Annotated in this window: 18 protein-coding genes; 12 read left to right on the top strand and 6 right to left on the bottom strand. The window is 57.7% G+C overall.

Translation table 11 applies throughout. The annotated features are described in order from the left end of the window. Positions 1-62: 62 nt before the first annotated feature. Positions 63-2,204: a TonB-dependent siderophore receptor gene (locus ETG88_RS08525; RefSeq protein WP_129035172.1), complete on the bottom strand. Its 2,142-nt coding sequence runs from the start codon at positions 2,202-2,204 to the stop codon at positions 63-65. 380 nt (positions 2,205-2,584) lie between these two features. Here ETG88_RS08525 and ETG88_RS08520 point away from each other — a divergent pair, with 380 nt between their 5' ends. Genes ETG88_RS08520 through ETG88_RS08500 form a run of 5 tightly spaced genes read left to right on the top strand, consistent with a single transcriptional unit; the run spans position 2,585 to position 7,270 of the window. Then, entirely contained in the window at positions 2,585-3,397 is an 813-nt protein-coding gene (locus ETG88_RS08520) for an ABC transporter ATP-binding protein (protein WP_129035171.1), read from the top strand. Then, on the top strand, positions 3,394-4,377 hold the full coding sequence (locus ETG88_RS08515) for a FecCD family ABC transporter permease (protein ID WP_129035170.1): 984 nt from the start codon (positions 3,394-3,396) through the stop codon (positions 4,375-4,377). The genes ETG88_RS08520 and ETG88_RS08515 overlap by 4 nt, the downstream gene beginning before the upstream one ends. Beyond that, entirely contained in the window at positions 4,374-5,426 is a 1,053-nt protein-coding gene (locus tag ETG88_RS08510; RefSeq protein ID WP_129035169.1) for a FecCD family ABC transporter permease, read from the top strand. The genes ETG88_RS08515 and ETG88_RS08510 overlap by 4 nt, the downstream gene beginning before the upstream one ends. 12 nt (positions 5,427-5,438) lie before the next feature. Further along, positions 5,439-6,386, top strand: a complete 948-nt coding sequence (locus ETG88_RS08505; RefSeq protein ID WP_102104779.1) for an iron-siderophore ABC transporter substrate-binding protein — start codon at positions 5,439-5,441, stop codon at positions 6,384-6,386. Next, a complete protein-coding gene (locus ETG88_RS08500; protein WP_100778903.1) occupies positions 6,383-7,270 on the top strand; it encodes a MurR/RpiR family transcriptional regulator in 888 nt (295 codons plus the stop codon). The genes ETG88_RS08505 and ETG88_RS08500 overlap by 4 nt, the downstream gene beginning before the upstream one ends. A gap of 21 nt (positions 7,271-7,291) precedes the next feature. On the opposite strand, the gene ETG88_RS08495 is transcribed toward ETG88_RS08500, so the two are convergent. Further along, a complete protein-coding gene (locus ETG88_RS08495; protein ID WP_129035168.1) occupies positions 7,292-8,131 on the bottom strand; it encodes a helix-turn-helix transcriptional regulator in 840 nt (279 codons plus the stop codon). Positions 8,132-8,297: 166 nt separating this feature from the next. Here ETG88_RS08495 and ETG88_RS08490 point away from each other — a divergent pair, with 166 nt between their 5' ends. From ETG88_RS08490 to ETG88_RS08480, 3 genes are read left to right on the top strand one after another with little or no spacing between them, the layout of a single operon-like run. Then, positions 8,298-10,115, top strand: a complete 1,818-nt coding sequence (locus ETG88_RS08490; RefSeq protein ID WP_129035196.1) for a DUF2264 domain-containing protein — start codon at positions 8,298-8,300, stop codon at positions 10,113-10,115. A gap of 33 nt (positions 10,116-10,148) precedes the next feature. After that, positions 10,149-11,414, top strand: a complete 1,266-nt coding sequence (locus tag ETG88_RS08485; RefSeq protein ID WP_100778906.1) for an oligosaccharide MFS transporter — start codon at positions 10,149-10,151, stop codon at positions 11,412-11,414. 28 nt (positions 11,415-11,442) lie between these two features. Continuing rightward, a complete protein-coding gene (locus tag ETG88_RS08480) occupies positions 11,443-12,630 on the top strand; it encodes a glycoside hydrolase family 88 protein (RefSeq protein WP_129035167.1) in 1,188 nt (395 codons plus the stop codon). Between the two features lie 92 nt (positions 12,631-12,722). Here the strand turns inward: ETG88_RS08480 and ETG88_RS08475 are convergent, their stop codons facing one another. From ETG88_RS08475 to qseB, 4 genes are all read right to left on the bottom strand, one after another. Then, positions 12,723-13,037, bottom strand: a complete 315-nt coding sequence (locus ETG88_RS08475; RefSeq protein ID WP_100778908.1) for a putative quinol monooxygenase — start codon at positions 13,035-13,037, stop codon at positions 12,723-12,725. Positions 13,038-13,124: 87 nt separating this feature from the next. Continuing rightward, the gene (locus tag ETG88_RS08470) at positions 13,125-13,706 is read right to left on the bottom strand and encodes an NAD(P)H-dependent oxidoreductase (protein WP_100778909.1); all 582 of its coding nucleotides are present in this window, start codon (positions 13,704-13,706) and stop codon (positions 13,125-13,127) included. Between the two features lie 106 nt (positions 13,707-13,812). Further along, the gene (gene qseC, locus ETG88_RS08465; RefSeq protein WP_129035166.1) at positions 13,813-15,162 is read right to left on the bottom strand and encodes a quorum sensing histidine kinase QseC; all 1,350 of its coding nucleotides are present in this window, start codon (positions 15,160-15,162) and stop codon (positions 13,813-13,815) included. Further along, positions 15,159-15,818, bottom strand: a complete 660-nt coding sequence (gene qseB / locus ETG88_RS08460) for a quorum sensing response regulator transcription factor QseB (RefSeq protein ID WP_129035165.1) — start codon at positions 15,816-15,818, stop codon at positions 15,159-15,161. Before qseB ends, qseC begins: the two co-directional genes overlap by 4 nt. A gap of 149 nt (positions 15,819-15,967) precedes the next feature. Here qseB and ETG88_RS08455 point away from each other — a divergent pair, with 149 nt between their 5' ends. The 4 genes from ETG88_RS08455 to ftsP all read left to right on the top strand — a co-directional run bounded on the left by ETG88_RS08455 (position 15,968) and on the right by ftsP (position 21,077). Continuing rightward, positions 15,968-16,369 (top strand): YgiW/YdeI family stress tolerance OB fold protein, encoded by a 402-nt coding sequence (locus ETG88_RS08455; RefSeq protein WP_129035164.1) that lies wholly within the window; start codon positions 15,968-15,970, stop codon positions 16,367-16,369. Between the two features lie 119 nt (positions 16,370-16,488). Further along, positions 16,489-18,747: a DNA topoisomerase IV subunit A gene (parC, locus tag ETG88_RS08450; RefSeq protein WP_100778913.1), complete on the top strand. Its 2,259-nt coding sequence runs from the start codon at positions 16,489-16,491 to the stop codon at positions 18,745-18,747. A 122-nt stretch (positions 18,748-18,869) separates the two neighbouring features. Then, positions 18,870-19,607 carry a 1-acylglycerol-3-phosphate O-acyltransferase gene (plsC, locus tag ETG88_RS08445; protein WP_100778914.1) on the top strand — a complete coding sequence of 246 codons (738 nt, stop codon included), beginning with the start codon at positions 18,870-18,872 and terminating at the stop codon, positions 19,605-19,607. Between the two features lie 57 nt (positions 19,608-19,664). Further along, positions 19,665-21,077, top strand: coding sequence for a cell division protein FtsP (ftsP, locus tag ETG88_RS08440; protein WP_129035163.1), 1,413 nt, complete (start codon positions 19,665-19,667; stop codon positions 21,075-21,077). The last annotated feature ends 84 nt before the right edge of the window (positions 21,078-21,161 follow it).

Raw genomic sequence — 21,161 nt, 5'->3', positions numbered from 1 at the left:
CCGAAAGGGAGTGGGAATAAATGCTAAGCCCGGTAAGCGTAGCGCTACCGGGCTTTTTTACATCAAAAATCCATCTTCACCGTAAACTGCACTTCACGCGGATCGCCAATTTGGTTCCCCAGGTTATTGGTACCAATCGACGACGTGTAATAGGTCTTATCAAACAGGTTTTTCACGTTCAGCTGGAGCGTCACCGGATACTGCAGCTTCAGTTTGTACGCGGCAAAAGCGTCGGCCACCACGTAGCCCGGCAGATAATAATCCGCGCCGTTAGTGGCGGAGCGACGACTCACGCCATGCCCGCCGCCGCCGAGCGTCAGGGTATTCCCGCCGATCACATTATTAATGTCGTAAGTCAGGAACAGAGAACCTGTGTGACGCGGCACGTTTGGCAGCGGTTTACCGGCGTAATCCGGATCTTCCAGCACCTTCGCGTCCGTGTAGCCATAGCTGGCGATCACATTGGTGTTCTCGGTTAACCGGCCTGCCAGATCCACTTCCACACCCTGCGAACGCACACGCCCGGCGGTTTTCGCCACCGTCTCATCACCGACGCTCTCAGTGTAAAGCACGTTGCGTTTATGGATATCAAACAGCGCGATATTGGCGGTAATGCCGTCGAACAGGTCAAACTTCGCGCCCACTTCGTAGGCATTGGATGTTTCCGGCGGCAGGTTACCAATATAGCTGGCGATAGACGATTGCGGCATAAACGTCTGCGAATAGTTGGCGAACAGCGACACCGATGACGTGAGCTTGTAAACCAGCCCCGCTTTCGGCGTCCACTGGTCATCGCGGCTGTCGGTATTGACGTTAAACGGACGGCCTTTCCCCGCATACTGCGTGTAGGACTGATAGCGCAGGCCGGTGACGGCGATCCATTTATCCGTCAGATAGAGGGCATCCTGCACGTAGGCGGAATAGCTCTCCTGCTTAATGGTCTGATCGCTGTCCGATGCTGACACGGTCGTGCATTTGCTCAGATTGCCGTAGGACGGGTTGTAAATATTGAAATCTTTAACGTTCTTACAGCGGATCATATCCGTGCGCAGCAGATCGTAATTCTCATAAGAGACGCCGGTCAGGATCTCATTGTAAAACCCGGCAATATCCACGTTCCCCTGCAGATCCGCGCGGGTGGAGTGCATGCGCTGAGTCGAGCCTTGCGTGGCGTCCACGCGGCGGGTCAGATTGCCGGTGGCGGAATCGTAGGCCATCACGCGCGCCTGGTTATCCGTGTATTTATCCTGGCTAAAGCTGTAGTCGAATTTGGCGGTCCACTGGCTGTTGAGACGGTACTCCGCGTTAAGCTGGGCCAGATCGGATTCACCGTCGGTAATGTTGAACGGTTCGTCAAAGCGCGTCTTGCGATCCACATCAACCGGCTGTTTGGTCGTTAAATCGAAGATCGTGCCGCGATCGAATGGCGTCTGATAATCACGATGCGAATAGAGCACCGTGACGGTAGCATCATCGCCAAACCAAGTCAGAGACGGCGCGATAAAGTTGCTGCGCTCTTTGCCGAAATTACGCCAGTAATCCTCTTTCTGATACTCACCCGTCAGGCGATACGCCAGACGGGTGCCTTCAATCGGGCCGGTCACATCGAGCTGTCCGGTGCCGCCGCCAAAGCTGGTGGAAGTCGCCGAGATCGAACCGCCGAACTCTCTTTCCGGGCGCTTCGTCACCACGTTAATCAGCCCGCCTGGATCGAGGATGCCGTACAGCGTCGACGCCGGGCCTTTCAGCACTTCGACGCGCTCCGTCGAGGCATTAAAGCTGCGCGGTAGCACGGTGCGCAGGCCGTTGGTCATGATCGACCCGTCACGGTTTGCGCCAAAACCACGGCGCACAAACGCATCCTGTGTCCCGCCGAGGGTATTGGTTTGCACCACGTTGCTGACGTTGTACAGCGCCTCGTCGAGCGTGGTGGCGTGCTGATCTTCCAGCACCTGATCGCTCACGGTATTGACCACCTGCGGGATGTCCAGCATCGGCATAGTCGTGAGCGTGGCGGTGGAGGTGTTCAGCGGCTGATAGCCGTTAGTGGCATCGGTTTTCGCGGAAGGATCGGCGGTGACGGTCAGCGTTTCGCCGTCTTTCGCGGTGGTGCTGTCAGCCGCCTGCGCCAGTGGCGCGAGGAACAGCAGTGAAAAGAGCGCGCGCCCTTTAATCCCAGAGAATGAAGGTGTGTACATAGCCATTGGATCTGTTTTCCCGAAATACCCGCGCATGGTCGCGGGTGAAGATGGTGTGTCATTGCCCGTAAAGCGCTACCCGTTTGCCTGTGCGGAGTCGGGTATGTAATTGAGAATCATTCAATCATGCAGGAATGTAGTAGTAAATGGAAAAAAGCAAAATTCGGCTACAGCAAAAAATCACCTGATCTGGGATGCTGCTAAAAAATGTAATTGACTGAAAATAATCAATTAATGACTTTCTTATCACATGCGTATCGGTCGACTAATCCCTGGTTTTTTCAGGGTGTTTATCCCCTTGACTACTACATGGCGCAGCGGCAAACTCACAAAAGAGAATGAGATTTATTTTTATTTATTTGTTATTTGATTAAGTTGGCGCACACGTGGCTCATAACGCGACAAAGCAGGGGGTGGTTGTCGAAAACCTCTCTGCTGGCTATCAGAAAAAAATTATCGTCAATGATATTTCCCTCACTATCCCTTCTGAAAAAATGACCGTGCTGGTCGGGGCGAACGGCTGCGGGAAATCGACGCTTCTCAGTACGATGGCGCGCCTGTTGCAGCCGATGGGCGGCGCGGTGCTGCTCGACGGCAAAGTCCTGCACGACCAGCCGACCAAAGCGGTTTCACGCGAACTGGGCATTCTGCCGCAGTCGCCTTTGCTGCCGGAAGGGCTGACGGTATTTGAGCTGATCTCGCGCGGGCGTTTTCCCTGGCAGAATTTTATGCGCCAGTGGACCGATGCCGACGAACAGGCCGTGGAAGAGGCGCTGCGTCTGACCGGCACGCAAGCCTTTGCCCATCTGCCCGTCGAGAGTCTCTCGGGCGGTCAGCGCCAGCGCTGCTGGATCGCGATGGCGCTGGCGCAGCAAACGCCAGTGATTCTGCTGGACGAGCCGACGACTTTTCTCGATCTGCGCTATCAGGTGGAGATCCTCGAACTCCTGCACGATCTCACCCGTCACCACGGCCGTACGGTGGTGGTAGTCCTCCACGATCTGAACTTTGCGGTGAACTACGGCGATACGCTGGTCTTCTTACGCGAAGGCAAAGTGCAGGGCGTGCTTCATGAGGGCGACGTCTGCACGCCGGAACTCATCAAAACGGTGTTTGATGTCGATGTGCAAATGTCGATCAACCCGATGACCGGCAAACCGTTCTTTATCCCATTTCGTCGCGGCAGCGAAAAAGCATGATGCGCACAGGACTGGCTTCTGCCCTGTTTTTGGCGCTGCTGCTTATGGGCGCGATTATCCATCTGGGCCTTGGCGCGCGGTTTATCGCCCCGCAGACCGTGGTGCAGGCGTTTCTGGCGTTTGACCCGCGCAACTTCGATCACAATGTGATCATCAACCTGCGCCTGCTGCGTCTGGCGGCAGCGCTTACTACCGGCGCTGCGCTCGGCGTGGCGGGTGTACTGCTGCAGGCGGTGATCCGCAATCCACTGGGTGAACCGCATATTCTGGGGCTAAACGCCGGAGCCGCACTGGCAGTGGTTTTAACCAGCGCCCTCGGGCTGGCGCTGCCGTTTGGGCGGCCGCTGATTGCGGCGGCGGGCGCGGCACTCCTGTTCCTGCTGGTGCTCGCGCTGTCGTCTGCCGGTCGCACTGGCCTGACGCCGATGAAAGTGACGCTCTGCGGCGTGGCGCTGTCGGCTTTCGCCTCATCCATCACCGCAGCGGTGCTGATCCTTGATGAACAAACCCTGCTGGCGATGCGCACCTGGCTGGCGGGCGATCTGGCAGGCTTAAGCTGGGCGGCCACGCAAAACGCCGCCTGGGTCGCGGCGGGCGGATTGGCCCTTTCCATAGCCATTTCACCTTCCCTGAACATGCTGGCGCTGGGCGATCGCATGGCGCAGGGGCTAGGCGTGTCCCTTATCCGCACGCGGATACTCGCGCTGATCGCCATCGCGTTACTGTGCGGTGCCGCCGTGTCGATCGCCGGGCCGATTGGGTTTATCGGCCTCGTCGTTCCGCAGCTGATTCGCCGTCTGGTGTCGGTGGATTTGCGCGTCATGGTGCCGCTCTCGGCCTGCTGCGGCGCGCTGGTGTTACTGCTGGCAGATATCGCCGCGCGCACCCTGTTTATGCCCCACGAACTGGCGACCGGCGTGATGACCGCGCTGGTGGGCGCGCCCGTGTTTATCCTGATTGCCGCGAGGATGTTCCGATGAGCCGGGCCGTTCTGCGCGCCGAATTGCGCCCGCTGCGTTGGGGCCGATTTTCAACCCTAATCCGCCCCAAAGCGCTGGCAGGGTTAGCCGTTTTAACCGCGTTGATCTCCGCGCTGCTGGTCATGGGCCTGACCCACGGCACGCTTCCGGTTCCCACCTCAGACGTGGCCCGCGCGCTGTTTTCTCCTGACGCTCTTAGCCCCGACGCGCGCTACATCGTGCAGGATATCCGTCTGCCGCGCCTGCTGATGGCTGTGCTCTGCGGGGCGATGCTGGGCATGGCGGGCGCGGCGATGCAGTCCATCACCCGCAACGGTCTGGCCGATCCGGGGCTGATCGGCGTGAAAGAGGGGTGTAGCGTGGCGGTACTGCTGCTGATTTTCCAGTTCCCGGCGATGTCAGTGTTCTGGCGTCCGGTCGTGGGGATGGCGGGCGGCTTGATGACGGCGCTGCTGGTGGTGGTGCTCGCCCGCGATATTTCTCGTCCGCGTTTTATCCTGATTGGCATCGGCGTCTCCTGGACCTTTTCCGCTGGAATGGGCGTCTTTATGACGACGGCAGACGTGCGCGACGTGCAGACCGCGCTGCTGTGGCTGGCTGGTAGCCTGCATGCCGCCAGCTGGCCGCTGGTGAGCGTGGCGGCAGGCTGGGCGCTACCCGGGGCTGCGCTGCTGCTGTTAACGGCCAGCGCGGCAGATGTCGCGCTGCTCGGTAACCAGACGGCCACCGGGTTGGGTGTGCGCATCGCACGTCTGGCCCTGATTCGCGTGCTGGCCCCGGTGCTGCTGACAGCCGCCTGTGTGTCATGCGTCGGGAGCATTGGATTTGTCGGTTTGATTGCGCCGCACATGGCGCGTTTTCTGCTGCGCGGCGGCCAGACCACGTTGCTTGTGGGCAGTGCGGCGCTGGGCGCGCTGCTGGTTCTGCTGGCAGATAATGTCGGGCGGCTGGCGTTTCTGCCGCTGCAACTGCCTGCGGGCATTGTTATCTCGCTGATTGGCGGGCCGTTTTTCCTGGTGCTGCTCTGGGCGCGCCGGGACCGGTTTTAAAAGGGGAGTGTTATGCGCGTAGTGTTAATGTTGCTGCTGCTGGCGGGCTTTTCCGCAAGCGCCGCTGAACCTGTTCAAACCTTTACCGACGATCTGGGGCGCACGGTCACGGTGCCGCTGCACCCGAAACGCATCGTCTCGCTGCACGATCTCGACATCACTATTCCGCTGATTGAACTCGGCGTGCCGCCGGTGGCGAGCCACGGACGTACGCGCCCGGACGGCAGCCATTTTATTCGCTCCGGCGGGCTGCTGACCGGCGTGGATTTCGATAACTCTGCGATTCAGTTTATCGGCACTGCGGATATCGATATTGAAGCCATCGCCGCCGCGAGGCCGGATCTGATCATCACCGAACCAACCCGCAATACGCCTGTCGCGATGCTGGAGAAAATCGCGCCGACGGTGAGCATCGATCACCTCGACGGCGGGGCGCCGGAAATCTACCGCAAGCTGGCGCAGTTAACCGGCACGCAGGCGCGGCTGAAAATTCTTGAACGTCGCTACCAGGAGCAGATCAAGGCGCTTAAAGCGACGATTGATACGCACAAAATCAGCGTCGCGGTGATTCAGGCTAATCAGGGCAAAATCACCGTGATGCACAGCTATCACTCTTTGGGACGCGTACTGCGCGATGCCGGATTCACCTTCCCGAAACTCATCGACGCGATTCCTGAAGGCGGGCGTATCGACGTCAGCGCTGAGCGTCTGCCGGAGCTGGATGCGGATTTCGTCTTCGCCACCTGGCGCGGCGATACGGGCGGTAAACCGCAGGATGAGCTGGCAGCGATGGAGGCGGTGATGCCCGGCTGGTGTCAGTTCCTTAATGCCTGTCGCACCGGACATTACGTGCTGATCTCACGCGAAGAGGCAATCTCCAACTCCTTTGCCTCGCTGGGATTAATGGCGGCGCAGGTGCAGTCGCAAATCGCCGGGCGTCCGCTGCCGGAGGCGAAATGATCAGAAAAGACAAATCGCGGGTCGATCTCTACGGCGAGCGTTTTCGTGCTCGCGGGCATCAGCTGACGCCGCGTCTGCTGCTGGTGGCCAGCTACATCAACGATAATCGCGAAGCGGTGATGGAGCAGACGGCGATGGAGATTGCCGCGCTGCTGAAAACCTCTGATGCCACCGTGGTGCGGGCGATTCAGGCGCTGGGCTTTGCCGGTTTACGCGACCTCAAACAGACGCTTGAGCACTGGTTTGGCCCCACGCTCAGCTCCAGCGAAAAGATCACCACCACGGTGAAAGCGCTGACCAGCGACGTCAATTCGAGCATCGATTTCGTCCTCGAAGGGCATCAGCACACCTGCGAAGTGCTGTCTGAACCGGCCAACCGCTACGCCCTGGCGCAGGCGGTGGCGTTGCTGGGCGAAGCGCGGCAGGTGGCGATTTTTGGCATCGGCGCGTCGGGAATTCTGGCGGAATACACCGCGCGACTGTTCAGTCGCATTGGCCTGCCGGCGACGGCACTGAACCGCACCGGAATTAACCTTGCCGAGCAGCTGATCGAACTCCAGCGCGGGGATGTGCTGGTGATGATGGCGCAAAAATCCGCGCACCGGGAAGGGCAGACGACCCTTCGTGAAGCGCGGCGTCTGGGGATCCCAACCATCCTGCTTACCAACGCCGTCGATTCACGTTTCAGTAAAGAGGCGAGCGTGGTGATCCACGTTCCGCGCGGCAATGAGAAAGGCAAAATCCCGCTGCATGGTACGGTGATGCTGTGCCTGGAGATGATTGTGCTGTCGGTGGCCTCCACCGCGCCGCAGCGCACGATTAAGTCCATGAAGCGCATCAATGAATTTCACCGTGGATTAAAGCCGGGGAAGAAAAGCGCGTGAAGCTGCCGGGCAAAATACCGCTCAACGGCCCGAATGATTTTTTCGGTACTGAAGGGGCGTCTCGCCGATGCCCTTCCTGAAGGCGCTGATAAAATAGGTCACGTCAGAAAACCCGACCCGCGCACCGATATCCCGCACGCTCTCTTCGCTGTGTAACAGGCATTCACAGGCTCTTCGCAGCCGCAGCGTATTCAGGTAATCGTGAATTTTCTCGCCCGTTTCCAGATGGAATTTGCGGGAAACGTAGCTGCGGGATTTGCCCAGTTCCGCCGCCAGCGCATCGAGGCTAAATTTAACCTGATAGTTCTCATCCAGCCAGAACATCACCTGGCTGGCGATGCCGTGGCTGCTGCCGGGCGCGCCGTCGCTGTCGTCCGGCAGCATGGCAAACAGCGCAATCAGCAGACTGGCGATACTTTCACTGTTCATCGGCGGCTGGTAGCAGCTCAGCAGGTGATGGATGTGCACCTGACAGTGAGCAACATCAGCGACCCAGGCCGGCCCGCCGCGTCGCGACAGTTTTTGCAGCCGCTGCTGCGCCTGCGGAAAATCTCGCAGCACTTTCAGCACCGCGTGGTGATCGAGATGGATAATGGTGCGGCGATAAATCGCTTCGGCCTGTTCATCCACCATCACCTTATGCAGGGTGAACGGCGGGAAGAAAAACAGCCGTCCGGGGCGCATGGTGTAGTGGCGGTTATCGACAATCGCCACGCCAAATCCCTCTTCGACATAGAGAATTTCCAGACACTGATGCCAGTGGTGATAGCGCACCGTATTAGCGAACAGGCGGCTGAACGACACGATGGTGTCATTCAGGGCGATCAGCTCCAGACGGTCGGATTTTGGCGTGTCGCGCATAGTGCAATAAAACTCAACTTTTCCCCGTCTCTTTCTCGTTATAAACCACCTTTTTAAATTTTCTCAACTTCAGGTTTATTCATCTCTCTTCCCTGTGACACGGCTAACATTTCTGAGGGTTATGCATTCACTATTCTTTGCCGCAGATGATTACGAGGACGAGCGTATGTGGGCGGCAAAGAAAGAAACATCAAATCCGTTGTCTTCCCGTCAGGATGTGGTGGCGGAGCTAAATACCCTGTTAGGCGCGCTGGACAAGCAGTTTGCGCCGGGCAGTTCACGCATTTCTCTGGGTGATACCTGCGCGCATTACGCGACGGATATTGCCGAAATGGAAGGGCTGTCGCGTGCCCTGTGGGGGCTGTTTCCGCTGCTGGCTTCCGGCGAGCGCACGCCTTACAGCGAGAAATACATCACTGCGATTAAACAGGGGACGGACCCGCAAAGCGCCGGTTACTGGGGCGAAACCGCGCCTTACGATCAGCGTCTGGTGGAGATGGCGGCCTATGGCCTTGGGCTTGCGCTGTTGCAAAACCGGCTCACGGATCTCTTCAGCGAGCGGGAGGTGCAAAACCTGCGCGCCTGGCTGAATCAGATCACTGATGCCCAGATGCCGGACAGCAACTGGAACTATTTTGCCATTATGGTCCAGCTTGGTTTTAAACGCGCCGGACTGCCGTTCGACCAGTCTGCCATCGATCGTCGCTTTGCGCTGATGGACGCTTACTACATCGGCGACGGCTGGTATTCCGATGGTGTGGGCCGCCCGAAAGACTATTACATCTCGATGGCGTTCCACTTCTATGGCCTGATCTACGCCACCCTGAGCGGCGACGAGGCGCGGGCCGCAGTGCTGCGCGATCGCGCCCGCCAGTTTGCCGACGATTTTATCTTTATGTCTGCCGCCGACGGGGCATCGATCCCCTTTGGCCGCAGCCTGACCTACCGTTTTGCGATGGTCGCGTTCTGGAGCGCGGTGGCGTTTTCTGAGCTGGATGTATTCACACCGGGCATTGTGAAAGGGATCATTCTGCGTCATCTGCGCTGGTGGCAGCAGCAGCCGATCCTCGATCGCGACGGTATTCTGACGCTCGGATTTGCCTATCCCAATCTGGCGATGTGCGAGGATTACAACTCGCCGGGATCGCCGTACTGGGCGCTGAAAACCTACCTGATCCTGGCGCTGGGTGAAGATCATCCGTTCTGGCAGGCACAGGAACAGCCTTTGCCGGAACGCGCTGAAAAACACGTTATCCCCAACGCGCAGCAGATCCTGATCCACGCCGACAATTCACAGCACGCGACCCTGCTCACCGCCGGGCAGCTGGAGCTGAACAATTACGTCAACACCGAGGCGAAGTACACCAAATTTGCCTACTCAAGCCGCTTTGGTTTCACCATTGAACGCGGGCGCTACGGCATCAAACACGCGGCCTGCGACTCGATGCTGCTGCTCAGTGATGGCGATAACTATTTCCGGGGTCGGCGCGACTGCGACGCGGTGCGCGTTGATGAGAACTTCATTTTCTCGCGCTGGTCGCCGTGGCACGACGTGCAGATCGACACCTGGCTGGTGCCGTTCGGCGAGTGGCATCTGCGTCTGCATCGCATCAATAGCGCGCGCACCTTGCAGACGGTGGAAGGGGGCTTTGCGGTGATCAAAACGGCGCATCGCCTGCAGGCGCGCGGCTGTGTTCTGAATGCGGAAATTGGCAGCAGCGTGATTGTCGATCTGTCGCCCAATCTTTCGCGCCAGCCCGACAGCATTGTTACGCCGCCGAACAGCAGCGTGATGTTTGCGCAATGCGCATCGATTCCCGTGCTTGCCACACAAATTCCGGTCGGGGAAAGCTGGCTCTGCTGCGCTGTCACCGCTTCCGGGGAGCAGAAAAACTACGCGGTCACGCCGCGGCTGAAAATAAACAATAACCAGGTCGTGATTCACGAACCGGGCAGCGAACGTCAGTTGTCGTTCTTTATATAAACACTCTGGACCCTACCTGTTGGCGAGGATTCTATGAAAATCAGCTCAACGAATAAAACCGAATACTACAAAATTAGTACCTTTATTTTTCTCTATTTCTTTACCTGGTCGGCCAGTATTGGCCTGCTGGCCATCTGGCTCGGCCAAAAAGCGAACCTGAGCGGTTCGGTGATTGGTACGGTATTTGCGGTTAACGGTGTCTTCTCCGTTATTCTGAAACCTATTTACGGCTATATTCTCGATAAAATCGGGATGAGCAAATATCTGCTCTATTTTGTGGTGGCCATGTCGGCCCTGATGGCACCGTTCTTTATTTACGTCTATCAGCCGCTGTTGATGTCCAACACACTGCTCGGGATTATTATCGGTGCGCTCTATTTAAGCTTTGCCTGGTATGCGGGCGTGGCGGCGTGCGAATCCTATTCCGATCGCTTTAGCCGGTTGAATGGCATGGAGTTTGGTCAGATTCGTATGTGGGGTTCCCTCGGCTGGGCGGTGGCGTCATCCTTCTCCGGCCTGCTGTTTAACCTCTCTCCGGCGTATAACTTTATTATGGGCAGCGTCGCGTCGGTCATCATGCTGATTGTCCTGCTAAACCTGAAAGTGAACACTAACTCCGTTCATGCCGGGGAAGTGCTGACCAAAGAGAAAATCGCGCCGTCGGACGTCTACGCGCTGCTGCGTAATCGCAAGTTTTGGGCCTTCTGCCTGTATGTGGCGGGCGTGGCGTGGATGATGTTTATTGCTGAACAGCAGTTCTCGCGCTACTTCGTCACCTTCTTCGACGATGTGCATCAGGGCAACGCGGTCTTTGGCTATCTGGGCACGGTACAGTCGGGGATGGAATTCCTGATGTATATGGTGATCCCGCTGTTCGTTAACTTTATAGGTGCCAAACGCGGATTATTAATTGTGGGATTAGTGGTGGGCGCACGCCTGATTATTTCCGGCATGTGCGATTCCCACCTGTTAATTTCGATTCTCAAACCGTTATACGGCCTGGAAATCTGTCTGCTGCTGGTGTCGGTATTTAAATATATCGCTGAGCATTTCGACAAACGCGTCAACGCCACCATGTATTTATTAGGCTATCAGGCGATGCTGTATGTCGGAAACGTGGTGGTGTCATCGCCTGCCGGATATATGTATGACCGTATCGGCTTTGAGCAGACTTATATCATCATGGGTGCCACGGCACTGACATTTACCCTTATTTCTGCCTTTACCTTATCTGCCTGCCAGAGCAAATGGCGCGGCGCGCAGGCCATCAACATCGCAGAACAAAATCCATCACGCTAATTTTTGCTGTCAAAGAAGGAACCGAAATATGTTAAATCGTATCGCAGAGGAACGCCTGTCCGATATTCCTGCACCCGTTGATGCGCGCGTGTTCAGTGATGCATTAAGCTCGGCGCGGGATCATGTCCTCGAACTGATTAGCCGTCATTTAACGGAGTTCGGTGAAAAATTCCCGGCTGAAACCTGTGTAGAGGGCTTTTATCCCCTGACGGAAAACGTGGAATGGACCACCAGTTTCTGGACCGGGCAGCTTTGGCTGGCGTGGGAGATGAGCGGTGACGAGAAATTCCGTGCGCTGGCCGAGAAAAACGTCCGCTCGTTTGGCCTGCGCATCGCCGGGCGCCATGATACCAATACCCACGATTTAGGCTTCCTCTATACCCTGTCGTGCGTGGCGGCCTGGCGTCTGACGGGCAATCGCGAGGCGCGTGGTTTCTCGCTGCTGGCCGCCGAAGCGCTGCTTGAGCGCTTCCACGAGAAGGCGAAGATCATCCAGGCGTGGGGCGATCTGTCCGACCCGGAGCAGGCCGGACGAATGATCATCGACTGCAACATGAACCTGCCGTTGCTCTACTGGGCGACGGAGCAGACCGGCGATCCGCGCTTTGCCGACGCGGCGAAAGCGCACGTGATGCAGGCGGCGACCTACCTGATCCGCGAGGATGCGTCGACGTTCCACACCTACTACATGGACGTCAAAACCGGTGCGCCGCGCTACGGCAATACGCAGCAGGGCTACGCGGATGACTCCTGCTGGTCGCGCGGCCAGGCGTGGGGAATTTACGGTTTCCTGCTGAGCTACATCTATACCGGCGACGAGACGATGATTGCCCTGTCGAAACGGCTGGCGAACTATTTCCTGAACCGCCTGCCGGAGGATTACGTTTGTCACTGGGATCTGGCGCTGGTGGGCACCGATGCCCTGCGCGATTCATCGTCGGCGGCGATTGCGGTGTGCGGCCTGCTGGAATTGGTTAAGCACCTGCCGGTGACGGACCCGGATCGCGAGCGCTATCTGGAGTGGGCGAAAGGGATGATGTCATCGTTGACCCGTCACTATCTGATGGGTAAAGACGAGAAGGGTAACGGGCTGCTGAAGCACTCGGTTTACCATCTGGCGAGCAATAAAGGCGTGGATGAGTGCGCGAGCTGGGGGGATTACTTCTACGTGGAGGCGCTGGTGCGTTTTACCCAGAGCTGGAAGTTGTACTGGTAATAAAAAAGCCCGGTGGCGTTAAGCTTACCGGGCCTTTGGCTCAGGTTTTGAATGCCGGGTAAACGCGGTGTCGCCCGGCAAAAGACAAAAACTTAAACCCCTTGCTCCAGAATACGGATATGCGTTTCCAGAACGTTCCCTTTCACCGCTTCGCTCCACGCTTTCATGTGCGCGGTTTGCAGATGCGCTTCCAGGTGTGCCACGGTTTCCCACAGTTCAACCATGATGATCGAATCGGGCGCGGTGGTCTGGAAGCTTACGCCTGCGGCGGCGTCAACCATCGGCGCGTAGCCGTGGCAGCCTTCTTCTTTCAGAACGGTCGGGATAATTTTCACGAATTCATCCAGCACCGCCTGACGGTGATGTTGACCTGGACGAGTGCGAATTTCAGCAATAACGGTAAGCATGGTTAACTCCTTCTCTACCCGGCATACTTCTAGTTGCAGCTGCGTTGGCTGCAACTTGAATTAATTGGGTCTTAATTGAATAACCAGTTAAGCAAAAATCTCAGCCAGATGCTTGCGATATTCTGCGATATAGCGCGGCACGTCCGGCATTTTAATCACGTCGTTGACGATAAAGGTCGGCAGTGGCTCCAGCGCCAGGAACTGATTGGCTTTATGGAACGGCAGGTAAGCCCCGTCCACGCCAACGCCGTGGAAGAACTGATCTTCATCGGTGAAGGCATCCAGCGGCGCGTTCCAGGTCAGGGACAGCATGTATTTTTTACCGTGCAGCAGACCGCCGGAACCGTATTTTTTAGAGGCGTCGGAACGGGTGCGGCCATCGCTGGCGTACAGAGAACCGTGACCTTCGGTGAAGACATCGTCCATGTACTTTTTGACGGTCCACGGCGCGCCCATCCACCAGCCTGGCATCTGCCAGACAATCACGTCGGCCCACAGGAAATTCTGCACTTCGGTTTTGACGTCGTAATCGCTGTCGGCGCGAACCACTTTAACATCATGCCCGGCGTCGCGCAGGAAACCATCCGCGACCTCGGTCAGGGTGTCATTCAGTTGGCCGTTAGAGTGGGCGAATTTTTTCGCACCGTTGATAATCAGAATGTTGCTCATAATTTGTCCTCAGACTGGCAAGTTTGGCAGTCATGTTACCCGTAATAACGGTGCTGAAAAATGAGCAAAATGTGCAAAGTCTTTTGCTTATAGCGCAATAATCCAACTACCAGCTTACTGTCACTTCAAACCCGCCTTGGCGCGCGTTGGCGAGCGTTACCCGCATGCCGTGCAGCGTCGCAATGCGTTTGACGATGGATAATCCCAGCCCGCTGCCGGTCTGCTCCTGGCCCGGAGGACGATAAAAACGCTCGCCGATGCGCGCCAGAGCGTCCGGCGAAATTCCCGGCCCGTTGTCGCGTACGGTAAAACTCTGTGCATCCAGCGTGACATCCACCACGCTTCCACGCGGGCTATAGCGCACGGCGTTATCCAGCAGGTTGCGCACCAGCAGGCTCAGCAGCAGCGGCTGGCCAGCGCGCGCCACCTGAGGCGCGTGAATGTTGAGGCGCAATTCGATGCCCGCCTGCTGCGCCGAATGGTAACTGTCCATCACCGACGATTGCAGCAGATCGGCCATCGCAATCGTCTGAACATCATCGAGGTTTTCCAGTGAGTCGAGGCGCGACAGCGTGAGGAGCTGATCCACCAGCCGCGAGGCACGGTCGATGCCTGCGTGAAGCTGGTTGAGCGCTTTCGCCTGCGCCTCGGGATCGTCCAGCGACAGTTGCGCCACTTCGGTTTGCACCTTCAGAGCGGTGAGCGGGCTGCGCAGTTCGTGGGCGGCATCTGAGGTAAAGCGCCGCTCGCGGGTCATCATCTCCTGCGTGCGGGCAAAAAGATGATTCAGGGCGTCGAGCAGCGGGCGCACCTCCGTCGGCAGCCCATCGGTTGCCAGCCGGTCGGTGGCGTCGGGCGAACGACGGCGCAAGGTCAGGGCGAGGTTTTTCAGAGGGCGCAGTTCGCGCGCGAGTAAAACAATCAGCAAAAGCAGCATCAGCGGCAGCGCCACCAGCCAGGGGGTCAGCTGCGAAGTGACAATATCCAGCGCCATCTCCTGGCGATACTCCCACTCTTGCCCGACGACAATCCGGTATTTCCCGTTCGGTGCGGTCAGCCACAGGAAACGCCACGCGTCGTTGTCGTCCTTCAGCTGCCCGTCGGTAAATCCGTCGCGACGGTAGTGATAAGGAATTTCCCGGCCATTTTCACCGTCGTTCAGCAGCATTTTCCCGTCGCTGGCGTAGATGGCAAACGCCAGCGCGTCGTCATCAAGATGGCCGTGTTTGGCTTTTTTGGGCACATCGCTCATCCGCATGGGCGCGTTAAGCTCGTCGAGATCCATGGTCATCAGCCGTTTGGCAAACAGCATCTGCTGGGTATCGAACAGTTTATCGAGCTTGTGGGTGGTCTGCTGCCAGGCCACCACGCTTGCCGCCAGCCATGCGCCGAGGGACAGCACGAGAAAAAGTAGCGTCAGGCGCAGTTTCAGGCTTAAGCGTTGAGTCAGTTTCATGCGTCACCCAGGGTATAGCCGATGCCGTGAACGGTGCGGATAAAATGGCTGCCGAGCTTGCGGCGTAAATGGTGAACGTGGACTTCGACGGCGTTGCTGGAGACGTCGTCGTCCCAGGTATAGAGCTTTTCTTCGATAAGCTTGCGCGGCAGCACGCGCCCGGCGTTACGCATCAGCAGCTCCAGCAGAGCGAACTCTTTCGGTTTGAGGGCCAGCGTTTCGCCGTTAAGCGTAGCGACCAGGCTTGTGGGGTCCAGCGTCACGTTGCCGTGGCGCAGTTCGCTGCGGGATTTGCCGTGGCTGCGGCGCAGCAGTGCTTCGAGCCGCGCCGCCACTTCGACCAGGGCAAAGGGTTTGCACAGATAGTCGTCCGCGCCGAGACGCAGACCTTCGACGCGCTGATCGAGGGCATCGCGCGCGGTGAGGATCAGCACCGGCTCGCTGCGCCCGTTTTCGCGCCAGTCGCGCAGGATGTCGAGGCCGTCTATGCCCGGTAGCGTCAGGTCGAGTACCACCGCATCGAAAGGGGCGGTATAGAGCGCGGCCTTGCCTGTGCTGCCGTCGGTAAACCAGTCAACGCTAAAGCCCATTTTGCTTAAGCCCGCTTTGATGCCGTCGCCAATCAGCCTGTCGTCTTCTACCAGTAAGATGCGCATGTTCCCCTCCTTGATGCTGCGGTTTATGTGCAGTAAACCCCCTGTGACATCATGCTGTACAGCAAAAAATTTAAATTTTCCCCTTAAGAAGTTGTTAAGGTTTACCCTGTTTAATGGCGTTCTAAACAACATTAAAGGGAGAGATAACGATGAGAAAATTCGCAGCTATTACGGCAATCATGATGATGACCACGGCTCCGGTATTTGCTGCAGAAGGCGGCTTTAACGGTCCATCTGCAACGCCTGCGCAAACCCAAACCCAGCAGGGCGGATTTGTGGACAATAACGCTAACCTGACCACCGCGGCCAAAGTCAAAGATCAGAAGGACGACAGCTGGGTCAAACTGCGCGGTAACATTACCGAGCGCCTGTCCGACGACCGCTACCTGTTCCGCGACACCACCGGTACGGTGAATGTGGAAATTGACCACAAACGCTGGAACGGGCAGACCATCACCCCGCAGGATCAGGTCGAGATTCAGGGTAAGGTCGATAAAGAGTGGAATGAGTTTGAAATCGACGTCAAACAAGTTATCAAACTGAACAAATAATGACGAAAAGGGCCGATTCTGCGGCCCTTTTTCTTTGTGACTCAACTCGTCAGATAGGGTAGTATCTGCGGCAATATTGCCTGAAACCCACAGGTTTCTGAGTTGAGGAATGACATTTAATGAGCGATATGGCAGAGCGCCTCGCGCTACATGAATTCACTGAAAACGCCTATCTGAACTATTCCATGTACGTCATCATGGACAGGGCACTGCCGTTTATCGGCGATGGCCTGAAACCCGTTCAGCGTCGCATCGTTTACGCGATGTCTGAGCTGGGCCTGAACGCCAGCGCCAAATTCAAAAAATCCGCCCGTACCGTGGGTGACGTGCTGGGTAAATACCATCCGCACGGCGACAGCGCCTGTTACGAAGCGATGGTGTTGATGGCGCAGCCTTTCTCCTACCGTTATCCGCTGGTCGATGGCCAGGGAAACTGGGGGGCACCGGACGATCCGAAATCCTTCGCCGCGATGCGTTACACCGAATCGCGCTTATCAAAATATGCAGAACTGCTGCTCGGCGAACTCGGCCAGGGCACGGTGGACTGGGTGCCAAACTTTGACGGCACGATGCAGGAGCCGAAAATGCTGCCTGCCCGTCTGCCGAATATCCTGCTGAACGGCACCACCGGCATCGCGGTTGGCATGGCGACGGATATTCCACCGCACAACCTGCGTGAAGTGGCGAAAGCCGCCATTACCCTGATTGAACAGCCGAAAACCACGCTGGATGAACTGCTGGATATCGTGCAAGGGCCGGACTATCCGACCGAAGCGGAGATCATCACCTCCCGCGCTGAAATCCGCAAAATCTACCAGAACGGTCGCGGATCTGTGCGCATGCGCGCGGTGTGGAATAAAGAAGACGGCGCCGTGGTCATTACCGCGCTGCCGCACCAGGTGTCCGGCGCGAAAGTGCTGGAGCAGATCGCCGCCCAGATGCGCAATAAAAAGCTGCCGATGGTCGATGACCTGCGCGACGAATCGGACCACGAAAATCCGACGCGTCTGGTGATTGTCCCACGCTCTAACCGCGTCGATATGGACCAGGTGATGAACCACCTGTTCGCCACTACCGATCTGGAAAAAAGCTACCGCATCAACCTGAACATGATCGGTCTGGATGGTCGTCCGTCGGTGAAAAACCTGCTGGAGATCCTGACTGAGTGGCTGGCGTTCCGTCGCGATACGGTGCGCCGTCGTCTGAACTATCGTCTGGAAAAAGTCCTTAAGCGCCTGCATATCCTTGAAGGTTTGCTGGTGGCGTTCCTCAATATCGATGAAGTCATTGAGATCATTCGCACCGAGGATGAGCCGAAGCCCGCGCTGATGTCACGTTTTGGCATTAGCGAAACCCAGGCTGAAGCGATCCTCGAACTGAAATTGCGCCACCTCGCCAAACTGGAAGAGGTGAAAATTCGCGGCGAACAGAGCGAGCTGGCGAAAGAGCGCGATCAGCTGCAGGCGATTCTGGCGTCCGAACGCAAGATGAGCAATTTGCTGAAGAAAGAGCTGCAGGCGGATGCGGAAGCCTTTGGCGACGACCGTCGTTCACCGCTGCAGGAGCGCGAAGAAGCGAAAGCGATGAACGAGCACGACATGCAGCCGTCTGAGCCGGTGACTATCGTGCTGTCCCAGAGCGGCTGGGTGCGCAGCGCGAAAGGCCACGATATCGACGCGCCGGGGCTGAGCTACAAATCCGGCGATAGCTTCAAATCGGCGGTGAAAGGCAAGAGTAACCAGCCGGTGGTGTTCCTTGATTCCACCGGGCGCAGCTACGCCATCGACCCGATCACGTTGCCGTCGGCGCGCGGGCAGGGCGAGCCGATCACCGGCAAGCTGACGCTGCCACCGGGTGCGACCGTTGATCATATGCTGATGGAAGGTGAAGAGCAGAAACTGCTGATGGCCTCCGACGCCGGCTACGGTTTCATCTGTACCTTCAACGATCTGATTGCCCGTAACCGCGCGGGTAAAGCGATGATCAGCCTGCCGGATAACGCCCACGTTATGCCGCCGCTGGTGATTGAGAACGACAGCGATATGCTGCTGGCGATCACCCAGGCTGGACGGATGCTGATGTTCCCGGTCAGCGACCTGCCGCAGCTGTCGAAAGGCAAGGGCAACAAGATCATCAATATCCCGGCGGCGGAAGCCGCAAAAGGCGAAGACGGTCTGGCGCATCTCTTCATTCTGCCGCCGCAAAGCACGCTGACCATTCATGTCGGCAAGCGTAAGATCAAACTGCGTCCGGAAGAGTTGCAGAAAGTGGTGGGCGAGCGCGGGCGTCGCGGCTCGCTGATGCGCGGGCTGCAGCGTATCGACCGCGTGGAGATTGACTCTCCACTGCGTGCGAAATCGGGCGATAGCGAAGAGTAATGTGCCTCTCCCCCTCCGTTCGGGAGGGGGTTCTCGCTAAAATTATCTGTCTTTACACAAAGTCCTTACCTGGCTGGCATTGGAGTATATAATTGTCAGCTGTTAGGGCTTCTGAGGTCGCTATGCTATTCATTGTTCGTGCAATTCTCACCGTTATCTACTGCATTCTGGTCTGCGTGTTCGGCTGCATTTACTGCCTGTTCAGCCCGCGTAACCCGAAGCATGTCTCCACCTTTGGCCGCATGTTTGGTCGACTGGCGCCGCTGTATGGCCTGAAGGTCGAAACCCGCTTGCCGGAAGGCGCAGAAAATTTCGGCAACGCCATCTATATCGGTAATCATCAGAATAACTACGATATGGTCACCGCCGCGAACATCGTGCTGCCGCCAACGGTCACGGTGGGTAAAAAGAGCCTGCTGTGGGTGCCGTTCTTCGGCCTGCTGTACTGGCTCACGGGTAACTTGCTGATCGATCGTAATAACCGCGCCAAAGCGCACAGCACCATTGCCGAAGTGGTCAATCACTTTAAGAAACGCAAAATCTCTATCTGGATGTTCCCGGAAGGGACGCGCAGCCGTGGTCGCGGCCTGCTGCCATTTAAAACTGGCGCGTTTCACGCCGCAATTGCTGCAGGTGTGCCAATTATTCCTGTGTGTGTTTCCAATACTTCGAATAAAATTAACCTTAACCGCCTGAAAAACGGGCTGGTAATTGTTGAGATGCTGCCACCCGTGGACACCAGCAAATACGGTAAAGACCAGGTGCGTGAACTGGCTGCCCATTGCCGTGAGCTGATGGCGCGTCAAATCGAAGTGCTCGACAAAGAAGTCGCAGAGAGAGAAGCCTCCGGCAAGATTTAACCGGAGTTTCAGGGAAATGAATTCCCGCGTTTTATCGTCGTTTCACATGGAGCAAATATGTCACTCAGTCGGCGTCAGTTTATTCAGGCTTCGGGAATCGCCCTTTGTGCTGGCGCGGTTCCGCTGACAGCCAACGCCGCCGGGCAGCAACAGCCGCTGCCCATTCCGCCGTTACTGGAATCTCGTCGTGGGCAACCGCTTTTCCTTACCATGCAGCGCACGCACTGGTCCTTTACCCAGGGCACGCGCGCATCGGTCTGGGGGGTGAATGGCCGCTATCTCGGGCCGACGATCCGCGTCTGGAGCGGGGATGACGTAAAGCTCATTTACAGCAACCGCCTGGCGGAAAACGTCGCCATGACCATCAGCGGATTGCAGGTCCCCGGCCCACTGATGGGCGGCGCGGCGCGCATGATGACGCCGAGCGCTGACTGGGCACCCGTACTGCCGATTCGCCAGAGTGCCGCGACATTGTGGTATCACGCGAACACGCCAAACCGCACGGCGCAGCAGGTCTACAACGGTCTGGCCGGAATGTGGCTGGTGGAAGACGAGGTGAGTAAATCGCTGCCGATCCCGAACCACTACGGTGTCGATGATTTCCCGGTCATCATTCAGGACAAACGCCTCGATAACTTTGGCTCGCCGGAGTACAGCGAGCCGGGCAGCGGCGGTTTTGTCGGCGATACGCTGATGGTGAACGGCGCGCAAAGCCCGTACGTCGAAGTCTCTCGCGGCTGGGTCCGTCTGCGTCTGCTGAATGCGTCCAACTCCAGGCGCTATCAGCTGCAGATGAGCGATGGCCGCGCGCTGCATGTGATCTCCGGCGATCAGGGCTTTTTACCCGCGCCGGTTTCCGTTAAACAGCTGGCGCTGGCGCCGGGTGAGCGGCGTGAAATCCTCGTGGATATGACCAACGGGGATGAAGTGTCGATTACCTGCGGCGAGGCGGCGAGCATCGTGGATCGTATTCGCGGCTTCTTCGAGCCGTCGAGCATTCTGGTGTCTACGCTGGTGTTGACCCTGCGTCCGACGGGTCTGTTACCGCTGGTGACGGACAGTCTGCCGATGCGTTTGCTGCCGGAGGAGATCCTGAGCGGGACGCCGGTGCGCAGTCGTGATATCAGCCTCGGCGACGATCCGGGTATCAACGGTGCGCTGTGGGACGTCAATCGTATCGATATTACAGCGCAGCAGGGCACCTGGGAGCGCTGGACGGTGCGTGCAGAGATGCCGCAGGCGTTCCATATCGAAGGGGTGAGTTTCCTGATCCGTAACGTCAACGGCGCGATGCCGTTCCCGGAGGATCGCGGCTGGAAAGACACGGTCTGGGTCGATGGGCAGGTAGAGCTGCTGGTCTACTACGGACAGCCTTCATGGCCGCACTTCCCGTTCCTGTTCCACAGCCAGACGCTGGAGATGTCGGATCGCGGTTCCGTAGGGCAGCTGCTGGTGAATCCGCTGGCCTAGCACGCCTCCACAGGCCGGGCGGTGGCTTCGCCTTACCCGGCTTACAGATTCCGCGAACCCAGGCACGCTAAGCGCAGCGCCGCC

The organism is Lelliottia nimipressuralis (assembly GCF_004115925.1).
Lineage (GTDB): Bacteria > Pseudomonadota > Gammaproteobacteria > Enterobacterales > Enterobacteriaceae > Enterobacter > Enterobacter nimipressuralis.
This window is presented reverse-complemented; position numbering and strand designations above follow the sequence as displayed.